Here is a 25,645-nt window from a genome sequence, read left to right as displayed (position 1 = left end):
TTTTTTATTTTCTCTGTTTTGCACAGGATCTTATAAAATCTTATCCGGTCTGACTTCCTGGATCGGATGGCGTGCAACAATTTCCAGTCCCTGCATGAGATATTGGTACTGCTCTGGGGTGATCTCCAATGCTTCTTCTTTTGTGCGGGGCCAGTTGAATGCACCCAACTCCAGTCTTTTGTATAGAAGCAGGAAGCCGTCGCCTTCCCAGACCAGCCCTTTGATGCGGTCAGTACGTCTTCCGCAGAACAGGAACAGAATATCTTTTTGATACGGATCCAGCTGAAAATTGAACTTGATAATGGATGCAAGCCCCTCCATACCACGTCTCAGATCTGTGTAGCCGGTAGCGAGATAGATCCTGCGGAACCCGGAAGCATCATTCAGCATGAAAGATATCTCCGATACGTGACAGGAGTTCTGCTGAAACGGAATTGGATATCTCTACAGAGACCGGTCCTTTTCGGAGGATGATATCCGGATGGAGTCCATTTCTGACAGACTCCTGTTTTATTGGAATGCTGATCTCTGCGAACGAAATCTTTTGTGGGCTGGTTTCATCTGCCGGGTCTGTGATAACCGAAAGGTCCTTTGATGTCGAAGCAGCAAAAGCTTCTTTTCTGAGAATCCTTTGCCAGTAAAAGAATTGTTTGTCTGAGATCCCATTAGCCCGGCACCATTCAGTTTTATTCATACCGCTGTTCAAACATTCATTCATGATCTGGGTCCAATGTTCAATGCGGACCTGACGTGTGATCTTATCCATAAGATCCTCCTTTAAAAAACTTTTAGTTTTACAAAGGGATTATCTCATGGTTTTAGGTAAAAAGCACGGTACTAACTATTTACCGTATACAAAAATCCAGCGATTATACCAAGCGTAAAAACGAAGAAGGCCGCTAGTACTGCGCTAGTGACCTTCATTGTTTATACGCTCTTTTCTTCTTTCACAATATATTCCCTTAAATACTTAAACGGAAACGGAACAACCGTTAACATTCCATACCTTACAAACTCTACTCCCATAAGTGGCAACACTTTCTTAAAAATTAACTTACTGCCTTCTACCGCCTGTATCTCACGCACTACGCTGGCTCTCTCAATTGTGTATTTCATTCCATTACCAATTTCACCAACTGAATATTTTGCATGCGTATCATCATAATCAAAATAATTAATGTCTATATTTCCGGAAAGATACTCGCGTCTCTCTTCTTCTCCACGCAGGTAGGCATATAGCATAATACCGGTATTCTCAAAAACATAGCGCACAACTTCTTTCTTTGTTGTAATTCCTTTGAATAATCCCATTACATTGGCTTTCGTGTATTCTGCATTCACGTCGATATGCGGGATAACTATATCCAATTCTGCGTGTACTTTTATTTTATCTGTTGTATCCATTACTAGACGAAGCCAAGTTACTACGTCTTTTCCTGGAAATCTACCTTCACTAGCTACATTCTTAAGCACATCACCCATCGCAGTATAATCAGGCATAGAATACATATTAGTATCCTTTATAAGATTAATATTACCCTCTGCATCTTTTACTAAACCTATAACACCTCTATAATCATTTTTATTCTCTTCATTCAAACCGAAATAATCCATGTATTTATCATACTCTGTCATGGTAAAAAGATTTCGTTTCAATGCTTCAATTTTAAATGAACCGTCCGGATGAATGGTCATGAAGTAATATGTACCGTCTACAACTACACCAAATAACCAGTCTGCTTTATATCCGTATTGACTCCAATCCACCAATGTAATTTTACCAATAGCAATGTCCTTTTTAATTACAAGCTCTTTCAGAATATTATAAACTGCCGCTGATGATTGGTGTTTAAAATTCTCTACTGTAATATGCTGAACAACATAATCCTCCATGCTTTCTTGATGCGGGTCCACTTCCGAATCTGAATAGAAGGATTTATCATGTATATATCGTACGTTAAGCTTCTTCTTTGATAATCTTTTACCAACGCTGCATTTTGCCTCTGGAATAATTTTATTAATACCATCCGCTACATCCTGCAAATAATCTTCAGAAGTTTCAGTGTGTACAGCATCCACTATATTAATTCCAGAATTCAAAACTTCCTTTTTAACAATATCCTTATATAACTCCAACGACGCACGCTTATATTCCAAAATTTCGTCAATACTATATTGTTTAAATTTAACACGAATATACTTACCAAATTCATCATGTAAGGCATTCAAAATATCATATAAAACACCCATCTTGGTACATGAAAACGTTTCATAATCCGTAAAGTCAAAGAATGTAATGCTACCCCTTTCACCATCTACGGGTTTTATAATAAAGTTTTCTCTACGGTCTTTATTTTCATTAGATACTCGTTTTAAGGTATTATTGTTATAACTGAACTCATATTGCGGAAAATCCTGTAACTTTCTTTTTTCAAATTTCATTTGCTTTTTAAGTGCCAGTGATGTCAACCTATGTGCTACCAATTTTACACACATATCATCTCCGATTTTCACCTCAAGGCACTGCATACCCCAAATAAAATTCTCCTTATCCTTATTCAGCCATGCAGGTCGAAAACATAATAATTTCCCTGACAGATTATTAAAAGATATCATTTCATCAACCGGACTCGTTAGCGCATTCAAAAACAATTGTGTCAACAAATACTCCGGTATACTGCTACTTGTCATAGATTTTATAGACAAACTATCTCCATCCTCTTTTGCATTCAACAAACGTACAAACTCAGCTCTGGAAATAGCGTTTTTAGGAAGCATAACCCAAAAACTCTTTCCGCTTTCAAATTGCAGAGCTGATATCTTTATATCATCAATATCTAGAAAAGTAGCTCCACCTTTTATATATTTATCCGATGTTGTAACATAATAAAAATCATAATCTTTGTCAATGTTGGAATATTCAAACGAAGCCAGGAGTTCATTCGAATAAAGTTTCTTTATACTCATTGCAAATATCCCTCCCGATTTATTTTTGCTATGATTTCTGTTCCTATTTCTTTTCTATCCAACCGATATAAATATGGTATCTCAATAATTCTACCATTATCACTAGACGTAATCTGCATATTGTGATCAAGCATAATATTGATTATTACCGCTCTCTTTCCTCCACACTTATCTAGCTTTTCCAGGACGTTTTTCTTTTCTTCTTCCGCAGATATTAACATGGTTTCTTTCCATAACTTGAAATCAACATACACGCCATTACCTAGGGTATAATCAAACAATTCAAAAAACTCCGGTGGCATTTCCTGCAACGTTACTCCTGCATATTGTTCTAAAATATATTTACCAACAACTTCGCCTAAGGCACCTTTATAAATATTATTAAACATAGGTGGCGTCAATATAAACTCACTAGGAACAAAGCTCGTTGCATATCCATGCTTTTCAAACAATGCTTTCACTCCTGGGATTTGCATAATCTCTTTCAAATGCACCTCATCCTCTGACATCTTTTGTGGAAGACTACCGTCAAACTTGATATTTATATTTTTATTATAGTCTCCTTCTTGCTCATAAGAATAAGCTGTAATTTCTCCCGGCGCACACATATATACAAGCTGATATTGCGAATTCTGTTCTACGTTTTTTCTGCTTAGTGTAGGCCTCATAAGGCATAGCTCACGCAATGCTTTCCAATAATCTATACTATCATCAGTCCAATTGCGCTTCAGCTCATTTATAATCTGCATTGCCTTCAGTGCTAATGCTCCGGCACGATTTTCCATTACGGCAATATCCAAATTTTCATTTGCCTGACCATTATAATATGTTTTACCCACTTTAACTAGTTCCGCAAATTCAGGATTCAACATTCGTTGCTCCACAACAGACAAATCGTAATCTGTTAAAATGGTATTATCCACATAAATATATATATCCGGATTCTTAAGACCGGTTCTACATATTCTTCCTACTGCCTGTATTAATGTTCGAATCGCAAAATTATTTACAGAATCTGTTTTATATGGTTCTCCCTTTTTTCCCGAAAAAGTATATCCACCACTGAAGCATATAAATGCATCTTTAATTACTGCAATCCCATCTTTACGAGAAACTTCTCCTCTTTCCATCAAGAATTCCATCTGATATACAAAACGAATTAAATCTTCAGCTTCAATTCCCTTTTTGCTATCCACATTCACCAGAAGATTTGTCGGCTTCTCAAGATATATGCAGTCAAAGTCTTTTTCCATATCTCCTCTATCGTAATCATTAACTGCTACAATAGTAGCATTCCCCGGTGCTTTATATTGCAAATTTTGTCCCGCACCAACTGTATTATAGGAAGATATAACAAAGAGTTTTTCTCCCTTTGACAATCTCTGTATAAACTCCGCACGCTTAGCATCATAATCTTCACTATTTATACTGTATAACAAGTCTTTACCTTTTAATCCCTTGATACCATAAAGCTTAATAATAGCGTCTGCGAATTCCTCTAATAATTTAATATCAAAAAGCCCCTTATTCTCCTGCGGCAATTTATTATTAAGACACAAGAAGGATTTAACCGAATCATTTAAGATAAATGCCTTCATTACCTTTACAACACGAATAAAGTTATTCTTTGCATATTCAACGCGCTCAAATGATATTGATAATTTTTCCGCATACTTCTTTATAAGTGCTTCGTTTCCGTTAAATATCTCTGATAATTCAACTCTATCATCCGCATTATAAGAAACTGGCTCCACATGAATATTTACTTTGTCATAGTTTGCAACAAAAGTTTGAAATGACTCCTGTAATCTACACCTATCTGCTTCTGGCATCACATAATATTTATCCTGCAACATCCTTTGAAGATATTCCAAGTCATAATTGCCAACAACCGTTTCAAGTGTTGCGGTAGCTGAAATACCTATAATTTGAGCCTTTTCAGACAAGTGAAGTAAAATATGTTCTGGCGAATCCTGAAAATCAAATAATTGAATCTCCGAACGCATACTGTGATTAGGATCATCTATAAAATCATAATAGCGAAATCCCCTATTATAGACAGAGCGGTCAAAATACTTTAACGACATTTTTCCATTGCTGTCTTTTTTATCTTTCTTCGACTTTACCTGGCCTCCCATTACGATAGGCTTCAAATACCTTATCTGTTCTCTTGATAAATGAAACTCTGTCAGCACTGACTCAATTGCATTTTCAAACGTATAATCATCGTCACCCGGCCTTTTATCCTCATCCTTATGATGCTTATAATTAAACGAAAGATTTCTAGCTCCGTTCTGAAAATAAGTCAAGCAGCCTTTAACACTGGCAAGCAAACTTAATACGCCACCTTCTTTCTCTGTTGGTCTTCTTTTTGTAAAACGCAACCAGTTCTGTTTTGCCTTCATATCAGTATCTATATCAATAAAAGCATTTTCTCCCTCAAATACCGAATGAAACTGTAAGTCATTGAAAATAAAATTACGACTTCTATCGCCTTTACCATCTTCTTCTGTTTTGAAGCTATATTGCATCGCAAAACGGTCATATGTTTCATCAAACACACCACCAAATCCTTCAATAATTTCCATAGGATTTTTCGCGTTTTTGTGTTCATCAAGATATGCTTGTTGTAACTTCGATGCAGTAGTAAGCTCTGCCGGAAAATCTCTCGTCTTCAAAGATGCATATACACGATGAAACAGACCTAAATAATCAATATGATTTTCTAAGCCTCTTGTTATGATCTGATTAAGTAACCTGTCTCTTGTTGCATCAAACTCATCTATAAAAATAATTGCATTTTTTGTAATATCCTTATTGTAAAAGCTATATGTAGGTTCAATAATAGTAGTGTTTCCCAAGAAAAACTTATCCATTGACATAAAAAATATTCGCTTCGCTCTCGTATATACCGCCGGATACAATTCTCCTATCCAATGATATTCCGGATTATTAGCGATATTCTTTAACTTTTCCTTTGGTGTTCTGAACTGCTTCAGCTCGCTTTCTATCACCTTACGAAAGGCACCTTCCTGCTGCTTGCGAATTGCATCCTCTGCGTTCTTGCATAAAACATTTATAATGTCCTTACTGGTTCCTTTTAATTCACGCTTTTTATCTCTGTATTCGTTTAATAGTTTTACTGAACCATGTAAATCCTTAAATTCTTGTTTCATAGTGATTGCTGCTGGAATTTTTCTGGCACGATATAACTCGTCCAATTTTTCTACAACCATATCTGCATTAGCTTCTATTCGCAAACAATATTTATCATAATCATCTGCTTTACCACGCCTTGCAAAATGTTCACGCAACTCTTTATCCGGCAAATTTTTCTTAAGAGTTGTAACAAAGAAAATCTTCTTATCTTTGAATTCAGGCGCATCATAATTGTCGACCATAAAATCCAATACACTATATGTTTTTCCAAAGCCAGTCGGCATATCCAACAAGAACAATCCCGTATCCATTGACTTGCAAAAATTTACAATCGCCTGTTTCATAGTATCCTCCAAGTTTTTCTTAGTATGGTGTGAAGATTAAAGTCCTTCAAAAGCTTTTCTCTTACCTGTGCTGTTGCACCAGTATCTGTAAGTACACTATCCGGAAGAACTACACCAACACGTCCACCTGTTTTTACAATAGACATGATATGCTGTAAGAAGTTAACCTGATTATCGGATGTTTTTACAAACTCAGGTCTATTAGCTGCAACCTCCACACTTCCTTGAGGTCTTGTTCCAAATGGTGGATTCGCTAGTATCACCTTGTACATCTTATCTGATGTATCAATAAGAGAATCCTGATATGCAATAGGGCTCTTGTTTACACCGATATCATGTAAGTAAAGATTCATTGATGCAAGTGTTACTACAAGTGCAGTATTATCTGCTCCAAATAAAGCATGATTCTTAAGGAACTTCTGCTTTTCAATATCCTTGCTCTGTCTCTTCATATGCTCATAAGCTGCAAGCAAGAAGCCACCCGTACCACACGCAGGATCGGTTGCCCTTACAAAATTGATACAATCACACGATTTCCCCTTTTGTACTCGTGAACGATGAACACTATGTGCATTATGAACGATACGCACAGTGTGCAAGGTTTGTGCATAATCGAACGATAGCTTTTGTGCGCACATCGGCAGGTCTCCTTTCCTAGGATTTAGGTATTGCAAACTAGAATTTGTCAGCCTAATTGCTTTTTGATTTCAGCTTTCACTTTATCCAAATCAAGGTATAGGCTTCGCACAACTGAACCAGAGCAAGGTAACTCTGATAGCTAACCATATCAATAGCGTGGCAAGAGCCAGTTTAAACGGCTGTACCCCATTTAAACTGGCTCAGTTACTGATAGACAGAAAACTATTGGAACTTTGCGATCTTAAAGATATACCCGCGGATCAGGTGATATTAAAACCCACGCTGTTAAAGCACTAAATATCACATTCATTTCCGGCATCGTATTCTCCAGACCGGTGGAAGTTACCCTTGCAAAGAACAGCCAGCGGTCCTTTCGTGATGTTCCAAGCCCGTAAAAACACGGTGTTTTCTCCTTATATTATAGTTTTGTTTTGTGTAAATATCTATATCTTGTAGAAATTAATTCTGCAGAAATCCTTTTACTTATCAGTACTAGCACATGGTGGAAGTTACTTTTTCATTCAACCGTTATAAAATGCAAGCAGCCTGTATGCTTCATTACACACAGGCTGCTTAATCAAATTTATTATAATTGATGAAAAATCGGTTGCATTTTGTCAAAAGTACAAAACTTTTTGAAACCAAGTGCTTTTAATTCCTGTTATGATAATGAGGATATCCCAGCAATACTTGCTATCCCTGATACCTTATTCTTTCTACCAGCGTTTCCTTTTTCAGATTACTGCTTAAAACGCAGGAAAGTACAATCTGCAACAGACCGACCAAAAAAATCATAATAAAAATTGGTACGATTGGAACATGATAGATATTCATTCCAAATATTCCATTATGTTTTGCATAGGAAAAAAGTGCATAGCCGAGCGGCAGACCAATGATCAAAGCTACGCATATGGTACCAACCGTAAACATCATTCCCTGTAACTGCAGACATAAATTTAATTGTTTATTTGTCATACCCACAGCCTGTAATACACCATATTCCTGCTTTTTTGTCGTAATATTCATGATCATAGTATTCGCCATATTCATAAACCCGATGAGTCCTACAATAGCCATAAACAGATAACAGCCAAGCTTCATCATGCTGCTTGCAAATTCGGTAGATTGTAACTGCGCATGATAAGTATCCATTTTTATATGCGAAGTATTAGAAATCAAAGTATTCAGACTCTGTTCCACAGATGCAACATCTTTTTTATCACAGTCCACCCACAGATAGCCATAGGCTGTTCCCCTCGGATTCATGGAACGGTATACACCTTCCGGAATGACAAGATAAGTGTCCGCGCTTACAAAGGATCCTGCAATCTTTCCCTGATAGGTATAGGTTTCACTTCCATTCTCAAAGTCAAATGCAATGGATTCACCCGGAGCATATCCATCTTGTTCCATCCACATCAACCAACCAAAGAAAATTTCACCATTCTTTACCGCCTGATGATAGTCCATAGAGCCAATATCCCCGTCTTGGCGCATAAAATCAAAATCATTTTTACTCACAATATCAACCGGAAATCTTGTTCCGTTCAGATTTACAGAGACAATCTCTCTCGTCATGACATCTGTCACTCCTGGAATGCTTTTGATTTCTTCAATCATTGAATCATTCAATGGATTATCCGTCAGAATCGTATCCAGATTATTCTCCGGATATCTTTCATCGTACTCAGCAGAATAGTCAAGCTGCAGTTCAAATTGTCCATGATTAACGGAAAGACGTGCTTCATGCTCCGTATCAATATTTCCTACATAATTAGAGATAATCACAAACAATGCGCAGGAAAGCCCCAGTGTGAGGATGGTACCAATGGTTCTTTTTGGATTACCCGTTATATTTGCCATTGCCATAGAAAACACGGTGACATTTTTTTTGCCATTTCGTTTTCCTTTTTTGTGTGTTTCTGCATTTTCTAAATACCGTGTTGCTTCGATAGGTGAAATCCGTGAAACAATTTTCATTGGTTTACGCAGCGCCAAAGCAACGGTAAAAAATGACACGAAAATACATAGAAGCATAACAGGCAGGGAAAACAGTGGCATCTGCTGATTTTGGACTCCCATAGAGCCAGTTCCAGTTGATACAAGGTTTCCCTGTTCTACCAGCCAGTTAAAACCGCATTTTGCAATCAGAAAACCAAGAAGCAATCCAACTGGTATTGAAGAAATTGTCAAAAACATACCCTCTCTGAAGATCAGTTGTTTCATCTGCTTTTTTGTCGCTCCCAGAGCCTTGATTTTTCCATACTCCTGTATCTTGTTGGCAATACCGACCTGAAAAATATTATAAATGACCACAACAGAGAAAAGTACAATTGCAAGAATCAAAACCCCGCATACCGCAATCGTTTCATAACTCGGCTGCAAGACCCATTGCAAATAGAGATCATTGACTATAACGTTTTTTTCTTCGATCCCACAAGCTGCTGCAATCTGCTTTATAACCGAATCAATATTATTCATAGATACATTTGCAGAATCATTTAAAGTAAAATAAATATTATACTGTCTGTCATTCTCTGCGACGTGCTCATCATAAAACTCCTGTGACCCGAAAGCAACATAAGATGCCTCGATGGTATACTCATCCCGATCATATAGGATTCCGCTGACAACAAATTCTTCCGGCTTATATTCTGACTGCATCCCTGCGCGGTAATCCAATGTAACCGTATCTCCGATCTTTACATCACCATACCCCATTGCACGAAAAAATGCTCTTCCTGCGGCAATTTCCTGCATTTTTTCCGGATACTTTCCTTCCTTCAACTCATATTCTTTATTATAAGGAAGCATTTTTCTTGCAGTCTCATCCATGCAGACAAACCCGCCTTTTTCATTGCCTTTTATGATACCTTCGGTGCACATAGTGCCTGTAGCATCTATTTCCGCACGGCGGTTTACTTCTTTTAACTGCGATCCGTCTGCGGAAACAAACAGACCATAATTGCTTCCATATGATCCTGCCGCCCGACTTTTCTGTAAATGAATTACCCCATTTCCCACAGTACTGATGATAACAAGCAGCATCGTGGTCAGACAGATTGCCATCATGATCAGTATACTTCTTGTCCTGTTTCTTTTGTCATTGCTATATGCAATCCTGCTTATTGTCTTCATCTGAAATCCACCACCTGTCCGTCCTCAATCACCAGAATACGGTCAGCGACCTGTGCAATTTCGTCATCATGGGTAATCCTTACAATTGTCTGTCCATATTTTTTTGCTGTCATCTTAAGCAGAGCGATTACCTCATCACTGGTCTTAGAATCAAGATTTCCTGTCGGCTCATCTGCAAATATAATTTCCGGACGATTCACCAGTGCTCTTGCAATTGCTACTCTCTGCTGCTGTCCTCCGGATAACTGATTTGGCAGATTATAAATCCGGTTTTCAATCCCCAGAGTTGCAATAATATCATTTACATACGCTTCATCCACTTTTCTTCCATCCAGCCCCAGTGGCAGTACAATATTTTCCCAGACATTAACAGATGAAACCAGATTAAATGCCTGAAAAACAAATCCGATTTTTCTTCTGCGGAAAACAGCAAGGGCATCTTCCTTCATCCTGTATAAATCTTTCCCTGCTAAAGTAACACTGCCTTTTGTCGGGGTATCAAGCCCTCCAAGCATATGAAGTAATGTACTTTTACCGGAACCTGACTTTCCAACAATTGCGACAAATTCTCCCTGCTCAATCTGAATGTCCACCTGATTGACCGCTTTGACCTGATTCTCACCTACGCCATAAAACTTACAAAGCTGCTTGGTTTCTAATATCACACTCATGTGTTGCCTCCTTTTTAATTCTGTAAAGCGTACCTTTTCAGCACGCTTTCTTTGCCTGTTTATATATTTGGTCATTTTTCAACCTACATCCAAATTGTATCAGGACAATCTTTCATTTCACTTTCAAAAAACGAGCAGAAATCTTACAGAATTGTAAGATTTCTGCTCACTTAAAATTTAACCAACATATGGTAATTGAATCACAAACGTGCTTCCTTTTTTCTTTTTGCCGGAGGTTACCGTAATCGTACCTGCGTGTTTTTCGATAATTTCTCTCGATAGAAAAAGTCCGATTCCTGTACCACTCTTTTCCATGACCTCCTTGGAACTTCCTCTGTAAAATCGTTGAAAAATTTTGTGATACTCATTCTGCGGAATACCAATTCCCTGATCCTCAATTTCCATTCTTACAAGATCGTTTCTTTTTTGTAACCGGATAAATATTTTTGAACCACCCGGACTGTACTTGACCGCATTATCCAGAACGTTGATCACAGCTTCACCAAGCCACCTTTTATCCTGCATAATCGTGCATGTTTCCAGTTCTTTTTCATAGTCAAAAACGAATTCAATTTCTTTCTCATCCGCTTTAGGATAAGTGCGGTTCACAGCAGATATGACAGTATCCATAAGCGGAAGTTTTTTCTTATTAATCTGAATCAGTCCAGTTTCCATCTTGGATATTTCAAGAAGCGACTGCAATAATGTCTCCAGTCCATCCAGAGCGCTCCGACAACGGATACGAAACTCCTCCTGTTCTGTGGCACTTAAGTCATTCTGCATCAGCACACTAAAACATGTATCCAAAGCTGCAACCGGTGTCTTTAACTGGTGAGAAATATCAGAAACCATTTCTTTCGTGTTCTCCTTTTCTGCCCTTGCTTCTTCCTTTATCAACTGAATATGATGTCCGATTGCTTCAAGCTGGTCATTCAATTTTTCCAGTTCTGCATGATTTTCCGTTTTCAGTAAATCATCAAATTTATTTTCACGGAATCTGATCAGAATTTCTTCCAACTGGTCTAAAATTTTCTGATGACACGCATCTTCTTTTTTCTTCCAATAAAGTAAAAAAGTCAAAAGAAGCACGCATATCACAGTGCTTACAGCACCGGTCACCATAACCTGATGCCGGAATTGCGAATAAAATGCATTCCCTTTATTCCCCCAGTATCCATATTGCTCCAATAATCGCCTTCCCTGTTCGTTAGTTTCAATATCCTTATCCTTAAGCAATTCCGAAACAGCATCCAGCCCGGAAAATTCTTCCTTTGCAGCAATCTCTGTCATAAGATTCATTTTATATTTATAATCTTCATAAAACACATACGTGGTAAAGCAATTTAATATTACAAACACTAATATGACCGGCAATACCAAAGACAAGGCTGATGTGAGTTTCCTGTGATATCTCTTTGTCACTGCCTTACCTCCTGATTCCATATATACCCAAGACCTCTGATATTCTTTATATAGACCGGTGCAGCCGGATTGTCTTCAATTTTCTCACGGAGTCTTCTGATATTGACAGCGATTGTATTTTCATCCACAAAATCCCCTTCCAGATCAAACACATTTTCCAATATTTGTGTTTTTGAAAGAATCTGTTTCGGATTCTGAAGAAAAAAAGTCAGCATTTTCAACTCCGTTTTTGTCAGACTGATTTCACGACTCTTTATCAGGACTTTCATTTCTCCTGCGATAAATACGATATCTCCCGAAATCATCTTTCCGGCTTCCGTTTTCTCCTGTCTGCGGCGGAAATGTGCTTCTATTTTCAAAAGAAGTACCGAAAGACTAAACGGCTTTGTAATATAATCATCTGCCCCTGCTTCATATCCCATGACCTGATCCATCTCCTGATCTAGTGCTGTAAGACAAATAATGTATGTATTATAATTGCATCTCATCCACCTTACAAATTCCAGTCCATTCCCATCCGGAAGATTCACATCACAAATGGTAACATCCACATTATTATCACTTGCAATTCTTTTCGCTTTTTTCACTGATTCTGCTGAAAAAACCTCATATCCGGATTTTTTCAGTGAAAATGTAATTCCACGATTTAAATTTTCATCATCTTCAACCACGAGTATACCTGGCATAGCATCTGACCTCTCTTTATTAACTATTCATCTTAAAATGCTTCAATGCCTCCACAATTGCACTCTCTTTATCTTCTGGACACTGCGGTTGCCTGCTATCTTCATTTTTAGGTAAATTATAATTCTTTCCAACCTCAATTCCGCATTTTCTCTTTACCTGTGAGATATACAGATTGGAAACCTTCATGCCGGCATTATGTTCAGCCACATACTTCTTTATCTCATCATATGTAGCCTTAGTCTCTGCAGATGTTATATCCATATCATCAAGTTCAATCGTGACATTAATGTAATCATCCGGCTTTTGTTTCAGTTGGGACAAAAGAACAACCGTCTCCACATGGCTCGATAGGTCCGGATTGATGTCGGTCATCGGGAACCTATCCAGACTAATATGGTATGTACCAAAATATCTCCGTTTGTTTGCGGAAACATATCTACAAATTCTGTAGCAGAAAATTCTTGATACATTCCGCTATCCATATCACAGCCTAAACCTCGCCTGTTCACGGAAAAAGTTCAACTTTTTTATTCGTTTCTACTATTATAGTGATTCAAACATAAAAGTCAAATTTTGCAAGGAACCTCCATCGCCTCAACCTTGTCCGTTCTTCCTACAAAAACAGGTCAACAGCTATTTTTCGTCCTAACTGATAGCCAGGTTTCCATGCACTCGACCTTATCATACCTGAAAATCCAGCATTGAAAGAGAGGACCGATCCTATTACTTCTTCGCATTCTCTTCCAGTTCCAACATGTATTTATCAAAGTCAGACATGAACAATCTGTCCTGAATAACACGATACTTTTCAAATTCAGTCTCGGCTTTAGCCTTGGCAATCTCTGCCGTGATCTTTCCTGCATCCTGAAGGACCTCTCTGTCATCAGCCATCAGGAATAGATCCAGACGCTTTGCCCAGTCCTCCATTGTCATCGGAATGTAACGTTCTGCACGATCCTCGGCCAGATCCAGATAAGCAGAAACGATACGCTCTAATGAACGCATTTCCTGCTCTGAAAGATAATTCTTCGCAACACTCACATCACTTTTTACAATCTTTCCTTCCGGTGCTGCTGCCCACGTGGTCAGCCCCATATGTGGCTTATCAGCATCTGCTCGCTCATAAATCAACTCTGCTGCCGTATGTCCGTGAACTGCATAATGCATCTTGTTCTGCACCTTGGCAAAAAACTGCTTTGTTGTTTTGGATGTGCGGTCGTAATCAAGAGCTGTAGCATAGATGTCCGTTATCTTCTGATAGAATCTACGCTCAGATAAACGGATCTCACGAATCTGCTCAAGCAAACGATCAAAATATTCTGTTGTAAGCACTGATCCACCATTTTTTAGACGTTCGTCATCCATAACCCAGCCTTTGATGGTGTAGTCCTTGGCAATTTGATTGACCCATTTACGGAACTGAACCGCACGCTCTGAATTTACTTTAAAGCCTACTGCAATAATCATCTCCAAGGAATAGTGATTTGTGCTGTAGCTTTTTCCGTCAGCGGCAGTTATCCGAAATTTTCGGATAACTGAATCCTCTTGTAATTCGCTATCACTGAAGATTTTTTTTACATGATAATTTATGGTGCGAACATCCACATCGTACAACGTGGCCATCATCTTCTGTGTCAGCCATATATTCTCATCCTCATAGCGCATCTCAATGCTGTCCTGCTGATCACCGACAGAAGCAACATAAGTCAAATATTCTGCAGCGCTGGAACGGATGGTTATTTCATCTTTTTTCTTTTTCAAATAAGAGACCTCCTTCTGGTTTCTTCTCATTTCACCAATTGAAAATCACAACAAAATTGATGGCTTTAATATTTCTTTGCAAGTCCAGAAAAATGTGACTCCACAATTCTATCCATCTGATTAGCAATCTCCGCAAAAGGCTGGTTCAAGTCTAGAGTTTTAACACTTATCTGACTTCCATGCATTTGATACACATTGTCCGGTTGTATTTCTTCTTCTGTCTTTGCATAGAGAAGCATTCCAGAAACTGTATTTTTCTCCTCTCCAAATTGATAACTCCGATTTTTTACGTATGTAAAAATCTGATACAAATTATTGGAATGAATCGTATGTTTATCAAACTGGGACTGTGTTGTGTGACTATAGTATTTTGCGTCAATAATAAGTACAGTATTGCCACGTTGCAGATGAATATCACTTTGCATGACCGGAAGCATGGTTCCAATACCATCATCCAGTGACCACGGAATCTGTGATGCACTGACAGATAATTCAGGATAATGTCTGCTGTAATATTCCAGAATAAATTTCTCATACAACCTACACATACGTTGCTCATCTACGAAAGAGGCTAACCTATAGTCACCTGAATCTGTTGTAATAAGCATCCCCTCAATAATCAACTGGCAAATACTTACAAGCATTCTATATGTTTGATTGTTACGCTGAAAACGAATGGACGACCATTTAATTCCTGTTGGTTCTATTATCTCTACATTTGAAAAATACAACATTTTCTTTTTTAGATCATCTTTGTATTTTGCTTGCACTTTTCCATTGCGTAAAAGAAGCGTAACAGTTGTTTTCAGTATTTGATTCAGTAAATTGTTTTCTGACAACTCATCAAAGTCGCAAGTAAGTACCCTTTTATGTGCCAACCTATTTTTAATTGTACCCGGCATATTTATTTTGCCGCGCATAACTGAAAGTTCTTCCTGACGACTTATGTATTCTCTATATAGCCCTTGCTTTAACTGCAATCCAATTCCCTTAGACAGAATCGCTGCCAGCAGATTATACATCTCGTCAAAAGACTCTACTGCAACATCTTCATAGGTTTCTTGGTTCAGTGCCTGAAAAGCATAAGAAAGCATATGATAAATATTATTGATTAAAATGCTCTTATCCTTTGTCATTGAAATACACCGTGCAAAATATTCTCCCAACGTTGCAGTTTGTCTGTATCATCAAACCAGTATTCTGCTAACATAGGCAACACATCAAAATCAACCACATCTTGCATCCATTCTTCTGTACACTCATCTGTGTTACAGAAATAGCTATGCCCAATACAGAAACCTTTACCAAGTGATTTATCTTTAGCAATTTCTTGGTTCAATTCCTTAATACGGTCAATCAGAGTATTGAATGTGTCGTTTGCGAATCCTTCCTGATATTTAATAAAACCTTCTGAATCAAATCCCGGTTCCATATCAAAGAAGCTAAAACGACGACGAAGTGCGTAATCAATCATCGCCAGACTTCTATCAGCAGTATTCATCATACCAATGATATGTAGACGCTTTGGGACAGAGAAACTTAGGCCATTGTAGGCTAATGTTGCTTTCGTATCTCTATAATCTGCCTCAATTAACATGAGTAACTCACCAAAGATCTTACTCATATTTCCACGGTTGATCTCATCAATGATAAAGAAATAATCTTTATCAGGATGGTTTGCAGCCTTTTGACAAAATCTATAGAAAATACCATACTTCAATTCAAATCCATCTTCAACCGGCTTATACCCCATCATGAAATCTTCATAGGAATAATTTTGATGGAATTGCACAAACTCTATGCGATCATCATCCTTCTCACCCATAATCGAATATGCAAGTCTCTTTGCCGCAAATGTCTTTCCAACACCTGGAGCACCTTGAAGAATAATATTTTTCTTCTTTTTCAAAACTGCAACTAAGCGCTCATACTTTGCTTCAGTCATATATACATCATTTAAGAACTTTTCTTTGTCATATTTTTCAATACTATCTGCTGCAGGTGGTGCTGGATTTTCATCACGAATCATGTCATAAATGAAATCATATTCACCCTTTGTCAGTTTGAACAGACTACCCTGCGGATTACCAAAGTACTCCATCTTTTCAAGTTCTGGACAAGCTTTCAGAGTTGCATAATCAATTGGAGAAGACAGCCCTTCTACTTTTTCAAAATAAATTGATTTTCCATCTTGTTCCGCACTAATTTTGAGAATTGCAACTACCTGCTTTACCGGTGTGGACTCATAGCCGATTATCATATCTCCAGCCTTTGCATCTAAGAAATTCTGAAAAATACGCCGTTTATTGCCATTATCATTATATAATGTATAATCCTGTACTTCTCCAACTGGCATGCTAGCCATACTCCATATTTTGGGATTTGCATTCAAAAACCAGTATCTATGATCTTCTTCTCCTTCTTCATCTTGCGCATACAAAAGGACTTCTGATAAATCGACTTGATCTAGAGCTTCTGCTAATTCATCACGAAGTTTCCAAACATAAGATCCTTCTTCATCTTTTGCAGCATTCTTACCAACATATAATACAGGCCAAAATCGAGAGTTTTCTTCATCTCTTGCAATTACTGGACATCCAGTTTTTTGAACAATACGTCTTGCCAATGCAACAGATCCACTATTATAAAAGTTCTTGGTTTCTCCATATTTCACAGCAAGCTGAGTGCAAGTAGCCTTTCCACCATAATCCTTCATTCGTTTCATGATTTCGAGACTGCTCTCATTAAATACGTCTTTATCTGTCAGAAGCTCTAACCAATCCTCTACCGTTAATGCCGGAGTATAATCAGTCGGCCACCACTCATCCGCTTTAGGACCTGGTTCCTCCTTGTTCCAATAGCGAGAAATAAAGAAGCCCACATCTATTGTAAGAGTTCGTAATTCAGGATCAGCGTAACATGTAGATGTCAGCTGAGAATTAAGCAGATTTTTAAGTTCATCATCCTGCTGAAGTTCAGCACAAATCTCATCATAAAATGCCACAAAATTCCTGATGTTATCAGCATAAGCACCCTTTTTGAATCGATAATCACTTTCCAGCTCCGACGAGACAGCTTTTACTTCACTCAATTTGTAGATGTAATATTTATCCGGATATCGAAGCCATAAATATGTCATTATCGCATTTTCATACTGGTAATGCTGAGCCGCTCCATTGCCATACCTCTCTAATAACGTATTAGATTTATTTTTGAAGCTGGCTACTCTCTCGTATAAATCCTTGCTCTCATCATACAGTTCAATATACATTGAGCGTACTTCTTCTGGCGCAATCTCTGCAAACTTGGTAATCATTCTTGCTGGGAAGTTATTTACCGATGTCAACAAATTAGCCGTCTGAGCAAGTGACTTTGTTAGCATCTGTGCAAAATCATCTGAATTGACATCCCAATTTAACTGAAAGCATTGCACAGCCTCCCATTTATATTTTTCATTAGGCCACTGTTGTTGCACAAAGCGTTTTTTGTACTCTACCAGCACTTCTTTTAGTCGAAATTTATCGAACACTGTCTTTCACCGCCTTTATACTGATTCTCTAAGACTTTTATAAATCTCATCAGAAAAAATTCCCATCACCTGATGTTTCATTTCATCATTTGACAACAACATTGAAAAGAAATCTTGATTCTGTGACAATCCTTCAATAAGTGCATCATCAATATCATCAAAATAAGAGAACTCAAAGTCTTGCTGTGTATTATTCTTAGCACTTGTTTTAAGTTTATCTGATTTCATAAGGATATCTCTAATCTGCAGCATAGCCTTTACAACAACATCGTTATCATAGTTCTTGCCAGTCTTGCTGTTAATCTCATCGATTATTTCAGACAGTCTCTTTTCTTTATCCTCACTCAAACCAAAGTGTTCCGCCGTTGGCAATTTCATTACCGGCTTTGCAACCAGATCAGATGAAACATGTTCTTCACCCTTTTTCTGAACAAATTGAGAGGCTTTGATCTTTCCATCTAAATTAAAACCACCACCCGGATGCTTAATATTGATATAAGCTAACAGGTATGAAATAAAGTTATATTTCTTGTGCAAATCAGTATCTTCAAAACTAGAAACTTGAAGCAAAAACTCATAATAACGAACAAATCCACGCATATCTGCCACAGCTTGACGCTGTGTTTCATATTCATAATGTTCCAGTAGCTTCTTGCTTTTCTGCAGGAAGAATGTCAATCTTTGCTTCTGTTTTCCTGTTACTTTCTGTGAATACAATATATCATTTGCAGCTTCAATGTCAGCCGGATCAAATAATGCATAGGCATCAATAGTAGCTTCCAAGTCGTAAATTGCATTAGGCGTTACTGAATTTGCCAGTAATGTTGTGGTGTAGTATGGAGCAAATGCAGCTTTGATATCCTCGTATGTATTTACAAAATCCAACACAAATGTCTTTTTATCATATGGAGCACAAATACGATTCAGTCTCGAAAGTGTCTGGACAGCATTAACACCTCTAAGTTTTTTCAGAACATACATTGCGCACAGTTTTGGCTGATCAAAACCTGTCTGATATTTATTAGCAACCAAAAGCACTTGATAATTATCTGTATCAAATTCTTTGGTGAGTCTATCCTCCGGAAAACCATTGATAGATGCCTCTGTATATTCTTTATCATCATCCGGTAGTTTTACTTTTCCAGAAAATGCAACCAGAGCATGAATTCCGTCGTAACCTTTCTTGGTAATGTACTCCTCAAAAGCCTGTCTATATTTAACAGCACCTTGTCTGGACGCGGTAATAACCATTGCCTTAGCCTGGCCACCCAGTTCCTGCATTACCGTTGTTCGGAAATGCTCAACAATTACTTCTACACGCTGTGCAATATTAGTATCATGCAATTCTATAAAGCGTGCAATCTGCCTCTTTGCCGCATTCGTTTTACAACGAGGATCGTCTTCGATTTCCTTGTTAAGCTGGTAAAAAGTTGAATACTCTGTATAGTTCTGCAGAACATCAAGAATAAAGCCCTCTTCTATAGCCTGCTTCATCGAATAAACGTGAAATGCTTCTCTCTGGCCATGCGTATTCAAACGACCAAACAACTGAATTGTTGTCGGCTTAGGTGTAGCTGTAAATGCAAAAATTGATACATTTGCTTGCTTACCGTTTCTTTTGATTTCACTTGAAATCATATCTTCAACATCTGATTCAGTTTGATCACCAGAACCAAGCGACATTGTTACCGCAGCCATATCTTTACCTGCAGTAGAAGAATGTGCCTCATCAATAATTACTGCAAAACTTTTATTCTTAAGGTCCTTTACACTATCAACAATATACGGGAACTTTTGAATTGTGGTTGCAATAATCTTTGTATTACCATTCAATGCAATCGCAAGGTCAGCTGAATTGCACTTATCGTCCATAACACGAATCAATCCGGCCTTATGCTCCATTCCCATGATTGCTTTTTGAAGCTGACGGTCAACAACAACTCGGTCAGTGACAATAATGATGTTGTCAAAAATTATCTTGTTTTCTTCGTCATGAAGAGATGTTAAACGATGTGCCAACCATGCTATAGAATTTGTTTTTCCAGATCCAGCGCTATGCTGAATCAAGTAATTCTGTGCAGTGCGATTTTCTCTAACATCGGCAAGCACTTTTCGAATAACATCCAGCTGGTGATAACGAGGGAATATCAAATTCTCAGAACGTTTGATTTTCCCGGTCTTATCATCTACTTTTTCTTTTGTCTCGACAAAAATAAACTTACTTATTAAGTCCAAAATCGTATCCTTTGTAAGGATATCTTCCCACATATAAGATACGCTATACTTATCTTCAAACGCAGGATTTCCAGCACCAGCAGTTACACCTTCTCCGTTTCCCATATTAAAAGGAAGGAAGAATGTAGCGTCACCTGCGAGTTTTGTTGTCATATACACTTCTTCTAAGTCCATAGCAAAGTTTACCAACGTACCTGCTTTGAACATAAAAAGACGTGTTTTGGGGCTACGGTCGGTTCGGAACTGATAAATTGCATCCTGATAAGACTGCCCAGCTGCATTGCACTTAAGTTCAAATGCAATAATAGCTAGTCCATTCAAAAAGATAACAACATCAATTCGTTCTTTATCGCTGGCCCACACTTCCTCCATTGCAGAGAAAATATTCTGTCCATACTTTCTAGTCAAATCTGGATTGAATGTAGTTGCCGGTTTTGTGTACATGAGTTCCAGCTTCTGATTAGAAATTTCGATTCCATGCTTCAGCACATCAAGAAGGCTGCCACGAGTTTTTGTCGTTTCAGCATTGATAAAACTAACAATCGTCTCTTCCAAATCAGACTTATATATTTTTCTCAGATATTCCATCGTTTCGTGCTGAGTATCTTCTAGAAACTTAAAGAGCATCTCACGGTCAACTGCAAAATAACGATCAAAGTCACTTGCCTTACGAATAACGTAACCATTATCCTTTTCCAGTCTTTCAAGAAGAAATTTCTGATATTCTTTTTCGGAAAGAATTGATGCGTGATGAAGAAGCTTCTCGCTGTATGAAGCAACTCGTTTTGCAGCATTTTCTGCATGTTTTTCCGCATCCAAGTTCGTAATATCAATTATCGTTTTATCATCCATTGATTATCCCTCCTTACTCACTTTTCAGCCGTTTGATTAGTTGACGTGCAAAAAGCAAAGCAATCTGGTCGCAACTATACTTGGATGAGTCAATCGCTTGTATATCCGCTATAGATGGATACTTTTCTTGTAACTGTGAAACCGTAATGTTGTGCAAAATCGGAAGAATCAGCTTCTGTCCATTTCTATTCTGTCGATTTAAAAACTCATTCAATTCACGCTCGGTCCACTCTCGATCAAAGAAGTTTTCCGAAATAACGATAATTGCAAACTCTGCTTTTTTCGTGCCGTTCAGAATACGATCCTTCCAATTATCTCCCCACTCCAAAGACTCTTTATCATAAAAAATCTTAATCCCCAGTTTGTTTAATGACTGATATAATTCTTCAATCAAATCTTCTTTGTCCTTGTTAGCATGGGAAATAAACACATCAAATTCAGGCAAGGTTTTTGCCTGATACTTTGGTACACTAACCATTGAAATTCCGTTCATTTTATTTATAAAATCTTGGTCCTTACTGATGCTCTCCAAACATCCAACGAGATTTTTGTAAGCATCCAGATTTCTATGAAACAGAATTGTTTTCATGCGGTCGCCTAATGGATGTTCTTTAAGATAATTATTGTAAAAAATCTCTACATCATTGATCCATACTTCACTCGGACGATTATATTCGTTTATATCCGTACCGATTGCCGCTGCATTAATTGGGCTTTTAATAGAATGAGTCCTTTCTAGCAGATTATTAAGTTGTTCTTCAAAAGTAGCCATTAGACAACCTCCTTCTTCCCAGTTACATACTCAAAGATGAGTGATTTCTTATATTCGTCAAGTGTTGCAAGCTGCTCTTTCTTATCAGAGATAACATCATCCGCCTTTGCAAGCACTGCATCGACATGTTCAACAATCGCTTTTTGTTCATCCAGCGGTGGAACAGGATATGAAAGATCCGCTAACTTATTCCAACGCAAATCACAAGAACGAACTCGAATTCCGGTTGCCAGTGCAAGGAATACATCACTGTACGCCATGCTACGAAGATAGTACATAATGTATCGCTTGTTTTGGTTGGAATCTAAAACATTAAGCACAGGTGACGCCTTGCCTCTTGAATCAGAAATGCCAATAGCGCCTGCAAAGCCGTCCATACCATGTACAACCAGATCACCGATATCAATGCCTTGATAACCGATTTCTTTATCAGACATCGTAAAACCATCTTCACGTCGATTGCTTCTCAGGGTTACCTCACCATCGCGGAAACAGGTTATTACACCATCATCATCACGCACCGGCTTCTGCATATATCGTAGAATGTACTTGCCACGAATAACCTCCCAATGTGAAGGCATATTGCCAATCCATTGAATCCCGCTGTCCTTCATCTCGGCATCGGGATTCAGTCCTTTGGTGACAGTTTCGGTGATAACAGACCGCTTGTACTGCTCCAGCGTGTCGATCTGAGTTTGAATGTCGGTGGTCAGCACATCAATTTCAGCGCATTTAGCATCGAGAAAATCGGCAATGCGGTGCTGCTCACCTGTTGGAGCAACCGGTATAAAAAGGCCGCCAAACTTATCCATCGGAATGCGCATTCGAATTGTATTCAATTTTCCATTTCCAGATTCTTTAATAAGAATGCCATTTCCAAGTCCAAACAAACTGCGTTGAAACATCGTTGTCTGAAAGATATAGTTATAGTAGCGTACATCTTCCTTTGCATTCCAAGGGCGAAGCATATAATAAACAGGACTAACACAACCAAAATATTGCGACAGCCCCACAGAGCCAGACAATATATTCATGCTATTCATTACGATATCCCCAGGATAAGCCAGTCTGTATGCACTCACATCCTCTTTAGGTTTGTTTCCTCCACCTTCTTTTTGATCGTATGGAATGACGCCTTGTTTAGCAGTCAACGAAAGAATTTCTGTTGTCCTAACAGGATTATTTTTCTCAACTCGTTCTTGCAAACAGTATTTTATTTTTCTTAGTTCCCAATTGGAGGGAAGCTCTCCCAACCAAGAGATTCCACTCGCTTTCATTTCTCTCATATCAGCACCACCTTACTCAAACAGCTTTGCCACACGCTTTGAAACCGAAAATTCCAGTTCCATAAACTTTGTTTCCAGCTCTTCACTTGGCGTTGATGCCTGATATTTGTAGAAATACCGCGTGAATGGGATTTCAGCACCGGTCTTGATGACAGGTTTTTTCTTTCCAAGATCTTCCTCAAAGAAAGCGGCGGCATCCGGGATATGAGGCAAAACCTCACGTGCCATATAATCTTCGATGCTTTCCTCCCATTTCACCAGTTCGGTGTCCTTGGTTTCTTTGTCGTAAATAATCCTTCCCTTGCGGTCACGTTGAATTTCTGCATTCTTATCCATAATAGAGAGGCCATTAGCAATCTTGTCGAGCAATTTTTTATCAGATGTTGCCGAAGCAAGTGCCTTAGTCAGTACAGGCATAAACTCAGTCGGTGAATTATATACTTGTTCTGAAGTGACAGCTTTCAATGTAGTAATAATCTCATCGTATAAGGCCTGATTGTTTTGGAATGATTCCAATTTTTTCTGTTCTTTGCCAGTTAGTTCTTCAGCATTCTCCAATTCATTAACCTTAGCCTGATCATAGAGAGAAGAAAGCGCACCCTTAGACAGCATAGCTTCGATACGCTCCTCTGTAATGGCATAGCTACGCTGAAGAGGCTGCATAACCGTGTACTCACGGTAAATGAACTCCTCGTTGTCGTAAATCTTGCAGTACTCGTTTTCTGCAAATTCTGCATAGAGCTTCGTTACGGTGCTGCGGTCTTCCGGAGATATTTCATTTTTCTTATCACCCAGAGCCTTGCGCAGTTTGTGGAAGAAGGACGAAGCATCTATCAACTGAATCTTGCCCTTGCGCTCAGCACGTTTATTTTTTGAAAGCACCCAGATATATGTAGCTATGCCCGTGTTGTAAAACAGATCTGTTGGCAATGCAATAATTGCTTCGATTAAATCGTTTTCTAACATCCAACGACGAATTTGGCTTTCGCCAGAAGCTGTACCACCTGAAAATAATGGACTACCATTTTCAATAATAGCAGCACGACCAAAGTTATCATCCATTTTGTCAATAGCAGATTGCAAAAACAGCATCTGCATATCGCCGGAACCAGGGAGCCCAGCACCCCAACGGCCTTCAAATCCCTTTGCATATTCATCATTAACGGCTTTTTCTACACCTTCAGCTGCATCTTTACCTCCCCACGGAGTACCAAATGGCGGATTTTCAATAACAAAGCGCATCTTGGTTTCAGCAAATCGATCTTTCTTCATAGTGTCCTGATAGCAGATATTCTCTGCGTTCTGACCTTTGATGAGCATTTCTGCAAGACAGATAGCATAAGATTCCGGATTGATTTCCTGCCCAAAAAGACGAACATCTGCAGTAGGATTATATCTCTTAATGAAGTTATAGCTTGTGGAGAGCATACCACCTGTACCACATGCTTGATCCAAAACTGTAATTACCTTTCCATCGTCAAAGATATCGTCACAGCCTTCAGCTAACAAAATATTTACCATCAATTTAATGATATCTCGTCCAGTGTAATGATCACCAGCCTCAGCGTTTTCAGAGAATCTACGAATTAGATCCTCGAAAATGTATCCCATCTTTACGTTATCAATCGTGCGAGGATTCAAATCCAATTCTGAAAATGCTTTGACGACACTTAACAGGCGATCGTTTTTATCCATCTTGTCAATCTGCTTATAAAAGTCCAAACCTTTCTCAGCAGACACAATAATCTCCTGCACATTAGGAGAAAAACTCTGAAGATACGCTTTAAAGTTGGCTGCTAAATTGTCGGCATCATTAATCAATTCTGCAAGTGTAAATTCACTAGTATTGTAGAACTGAAATCTAGAAATACGATACATAGCTTTTGCTGGGTAATTTGGATTTGCTTTAAACTGTGCAACCACCTTATCTTTGGTAGGTTCCAGCGCACACTCAAAACGTCTGATAATAACCATCGGAATGATTACATCTTTATATTTATCACTCTGGTATGTACCACGCAGCTTATTTGCAATAGACCAGATAAAATTTACCTCTGTTGATACATCGATTGGGGAATCATCCCACATTGCATCAATTGTCTGCTTTTGTGCCATTATATTTTCCTCCATTCAGGCTAAGAGTTTCTTAGTCAATGTTAATTTTATATTTTTAGGTGTCCCAA

Annotated in this window: 16 protein-coding genes and 1 pseudogene; all 17 read right to left on the bottom strand. The window is 38.3% G+C overall.

Translation table 11 applies throughout. From position 1 onward, the window contains the following. Window positions 1–30: 30 nt before the first annotated feature. The 17 genes and pseudogenes from tnpB to AB5026_RS02495 all read right to left on the bottom strand — a co-directional run bounded on the left by tnpB (window position 31) and on the right by AB5026_RS02495 (window position 25,577). Window positions 31–390, bottom strand: a complete 360-nt coding sequence (tnpB, locus tag AB5026_RS02575) for an IS66 family insertion sequence element accessory protein TnpB (RefSeq protein ID WP_015524382.1) — start codon at window positions 388–390, stop codon at window positions 31–33. Next, window positions 380–766 (bottom strand): hypothetical protein, encoded by a 387-nt coding sequence (locus AB5026_RS02570; protein ID WP_015524381.1) that lies wholly within the window; start codon window positions 764–766, stop codon window positions 380–382. The genes tnpB and AB5026_RS02570 overlap by 11 nt, the downstream gene beginning before the upstream one ends. Before the next feature lie 161 nt (window positions 767–927). Further along, window positions 928–2,967: a hypothetical protein gene (locus tag AB5026_RS02565; protein WP_173746128.1), complete on the bottom strand. Its 2,040-nt coding sequence runs from the start codon at window positions 2,965–2,967 to the stop codon at window positions 928–930. Further along, window positions 2,964–6,470, bottom strand: a complete 3,507-nt coding sequence (locus AB5026_RS02560; RefSeq protein WP_368212698.1) for a hypothetical protein — start codon at window positions 6,468–6,470, stop codon at window positions 2,964–2,966. Before AB5026_RS02560 ends, AB5026_RS02565 begins: the two co-directional genes overlap by 4 nt. Beyond that, complete coding sequence (locus tag AB5026_RS02555; RefSeq protein WP_274602170.1) at window positions 6,467–7,108, bottom strand: class I SAM-dependent DNA methyltransferase; 642 nt, start codon at window positions 7,106–7,108, stop codon at window positions 6,467–6,469. Before AB5026_RS02555 ends, AB5026_RS02560 begins: the two co-directional genes overlap by 4 nt. A gap of 694 nt (window positions 7,109–7,802) precedes the next feature. Further along, entirely contained in the window at window positions 7,803–10,247 is a 2,445-nt protein-coding gene (locus tag AB5026_RS02550; RefSeq protein WP_368212697.1) for an ABC transporter permease, read from the bottom strand. Next, the gene (locus AB5026_RS02545) at window positions 10,244–10,918 is read right to left on the bottom strand and encodes an ABC transporter ATP-binding protein (RefSeq protein WP_368212695.1); all 675 of its coding nucleotides are present in this window, start codon (window positions 10,916–10,918) and stop codon (window positions 10,244–10,246) included. The genes AB5026_RS02550 and AB5026_RS02545 overlap by 4 nt, the downstream gene beginning before the upstream one ends. Before the next feature lie 177 nt (window positions 10,919–11,095). Next, on the bottom strand, window positions 11,096–12,361 hold the full coding sequence (locus AB5026_RS02540; RefSeq protein WP_368212694.1) for a sensor histidine kinase: 1,266 nt from the start codon (window positions 12,359–12,361) through the stop codon (window positions 11,096–11,098). Next, window positions 12,337–13,026 carry a response regulator transcription factor gene (locus tag AB5026_RS02535; protein WP_008120506.1) on the bottom strand — a complete coding sequence of 230 codons (690 nt, stop codon included), beginning with the start codon at window positions 13,024–13,026 and terminating at the stop codon, window positions 12,337–12,339. Before AB5026_RS02535 ends, AB5026_RS02540 begins: the two co-directional genes overlap by 25 nt. A 19-nt stretch (window positions 13,027–13,045) precedes the next feature. Beyond that, window positions 13,046–13,372, bottom strand: a pseudogene (locus AB5026_RS02530) (23S rRNA (uracil-5-)-methyltransferase RumA); the annotation flags it as partial. Between the two features lie 378 nt (window positions 13,373–13,750). Beyond that, complete coding sequence (locus tag AB5026_RS02525; protein WP_110103429.1) at window positions 13,751–14,788, bottom strand: virulence RhuM family protein; 1,038 nt, start codon at window positions 14,786–14,788, stop codon at window positions 13,751–13,753. A gap of 65 nt (window positions 14,789–14,853) precedes the next feature. Further along, window positions 14,854–15,924: a 5-methylcytosine-specific restriction endonuclease system specificity protein McrC gene (gene mcrC, locus AB5026_RS02520; RefSeq protein ID WP_118752506.1), complete on the bottom strand. Its 1,071-nt coding sequence runs from the start codon at window positions 15,922–15,924 to the stop codon at window positions 14,854–14,856. After that, window positions 15,921–18,317 (bottom strand): AAA family ATPase, encoded by a 2,397-nt coding sequence (locus tag AB5026_RS02515; protein ID WP_110103431.1) that lies wholly within the window; start codon window positions 18,315–18,317, stop codon window positions 15,921–15,923. Before AB5026_RS02515 ends, mcrC begins: the two co-directional genes overlap by 4 nt. A gap of 15 nt (window positions 18,318–18,332) precedes the next feature. Continuing rightward, window positions 18,333–21,404 carry a type I restriction endonuclease subunit R gene (locus AB5026_RS02510; protein WP_180215018.1) on the bottom strand — a complete coding sequence of 1,024 codons (3,072 nt, stop codon included), beginning with the start codon at window positions 21,402–21,404 and terminating at the stop codon, window positions 18,333–18,335. 13 nt (window positions 21,405–21,417) lie between these two features. After that, window positions 21,418–22,176 (bottom strand): toll/interleukin-1 receptor domain-containing protein, encoded by a 759-nt coding sequence (locus AB5026_RS02505; protein WP_110103432.1) that lies wholly within the window; start codon window positions 22,174–22,176, stop codon window positions 21,418–21,420. After that, window positions 22,176–23,462, bottom strand: coding sequence for a hypothetical protein (locus tag AB5026_RS02500; RefSeq protein WP_368212693.1), 1,287 nt, complete (start codon window positions 23,460–23,462; stop codon window positions 22,176–22,178). The genes AB5026_RS02505 and AB5026_RS02500 overlap by 1 nt, the downstream gene beginning before the upstream one ends. A gap of 12 nt (window positions 23,463–23,474) precedes the next feature. After that, on the bottom strand, window positions 23,475–25,577 hold the full coding sequence (locus AB5026_RS02495; RefSeq protein ID WP_368212691.1) for an N-6 DNA methylase: 2,103 nt from the start codon (window positions 25,575–25,577) through the stop codon (window positions 23,475–23,477). Between the last annotated feature and the right edge of the window lie 68 nt (window positions 25,578–25,645).

The sequence above is a fragment of the Blautia sp. RTP21359st1_E11_RTP21359_211015 genome, assembly GCF_040910705.1.
In the GTDB taxonomy this organism is placed as follows: domain Bacteria; phylum Bacillota; class Clostridia; order Lachnospirales; family Lachnospiraceae; genus Blautia_A; species Blautia_A fusiformis.
This window is presented reverse-complemented; position numbering and strand designations above follow the sequence as displayed.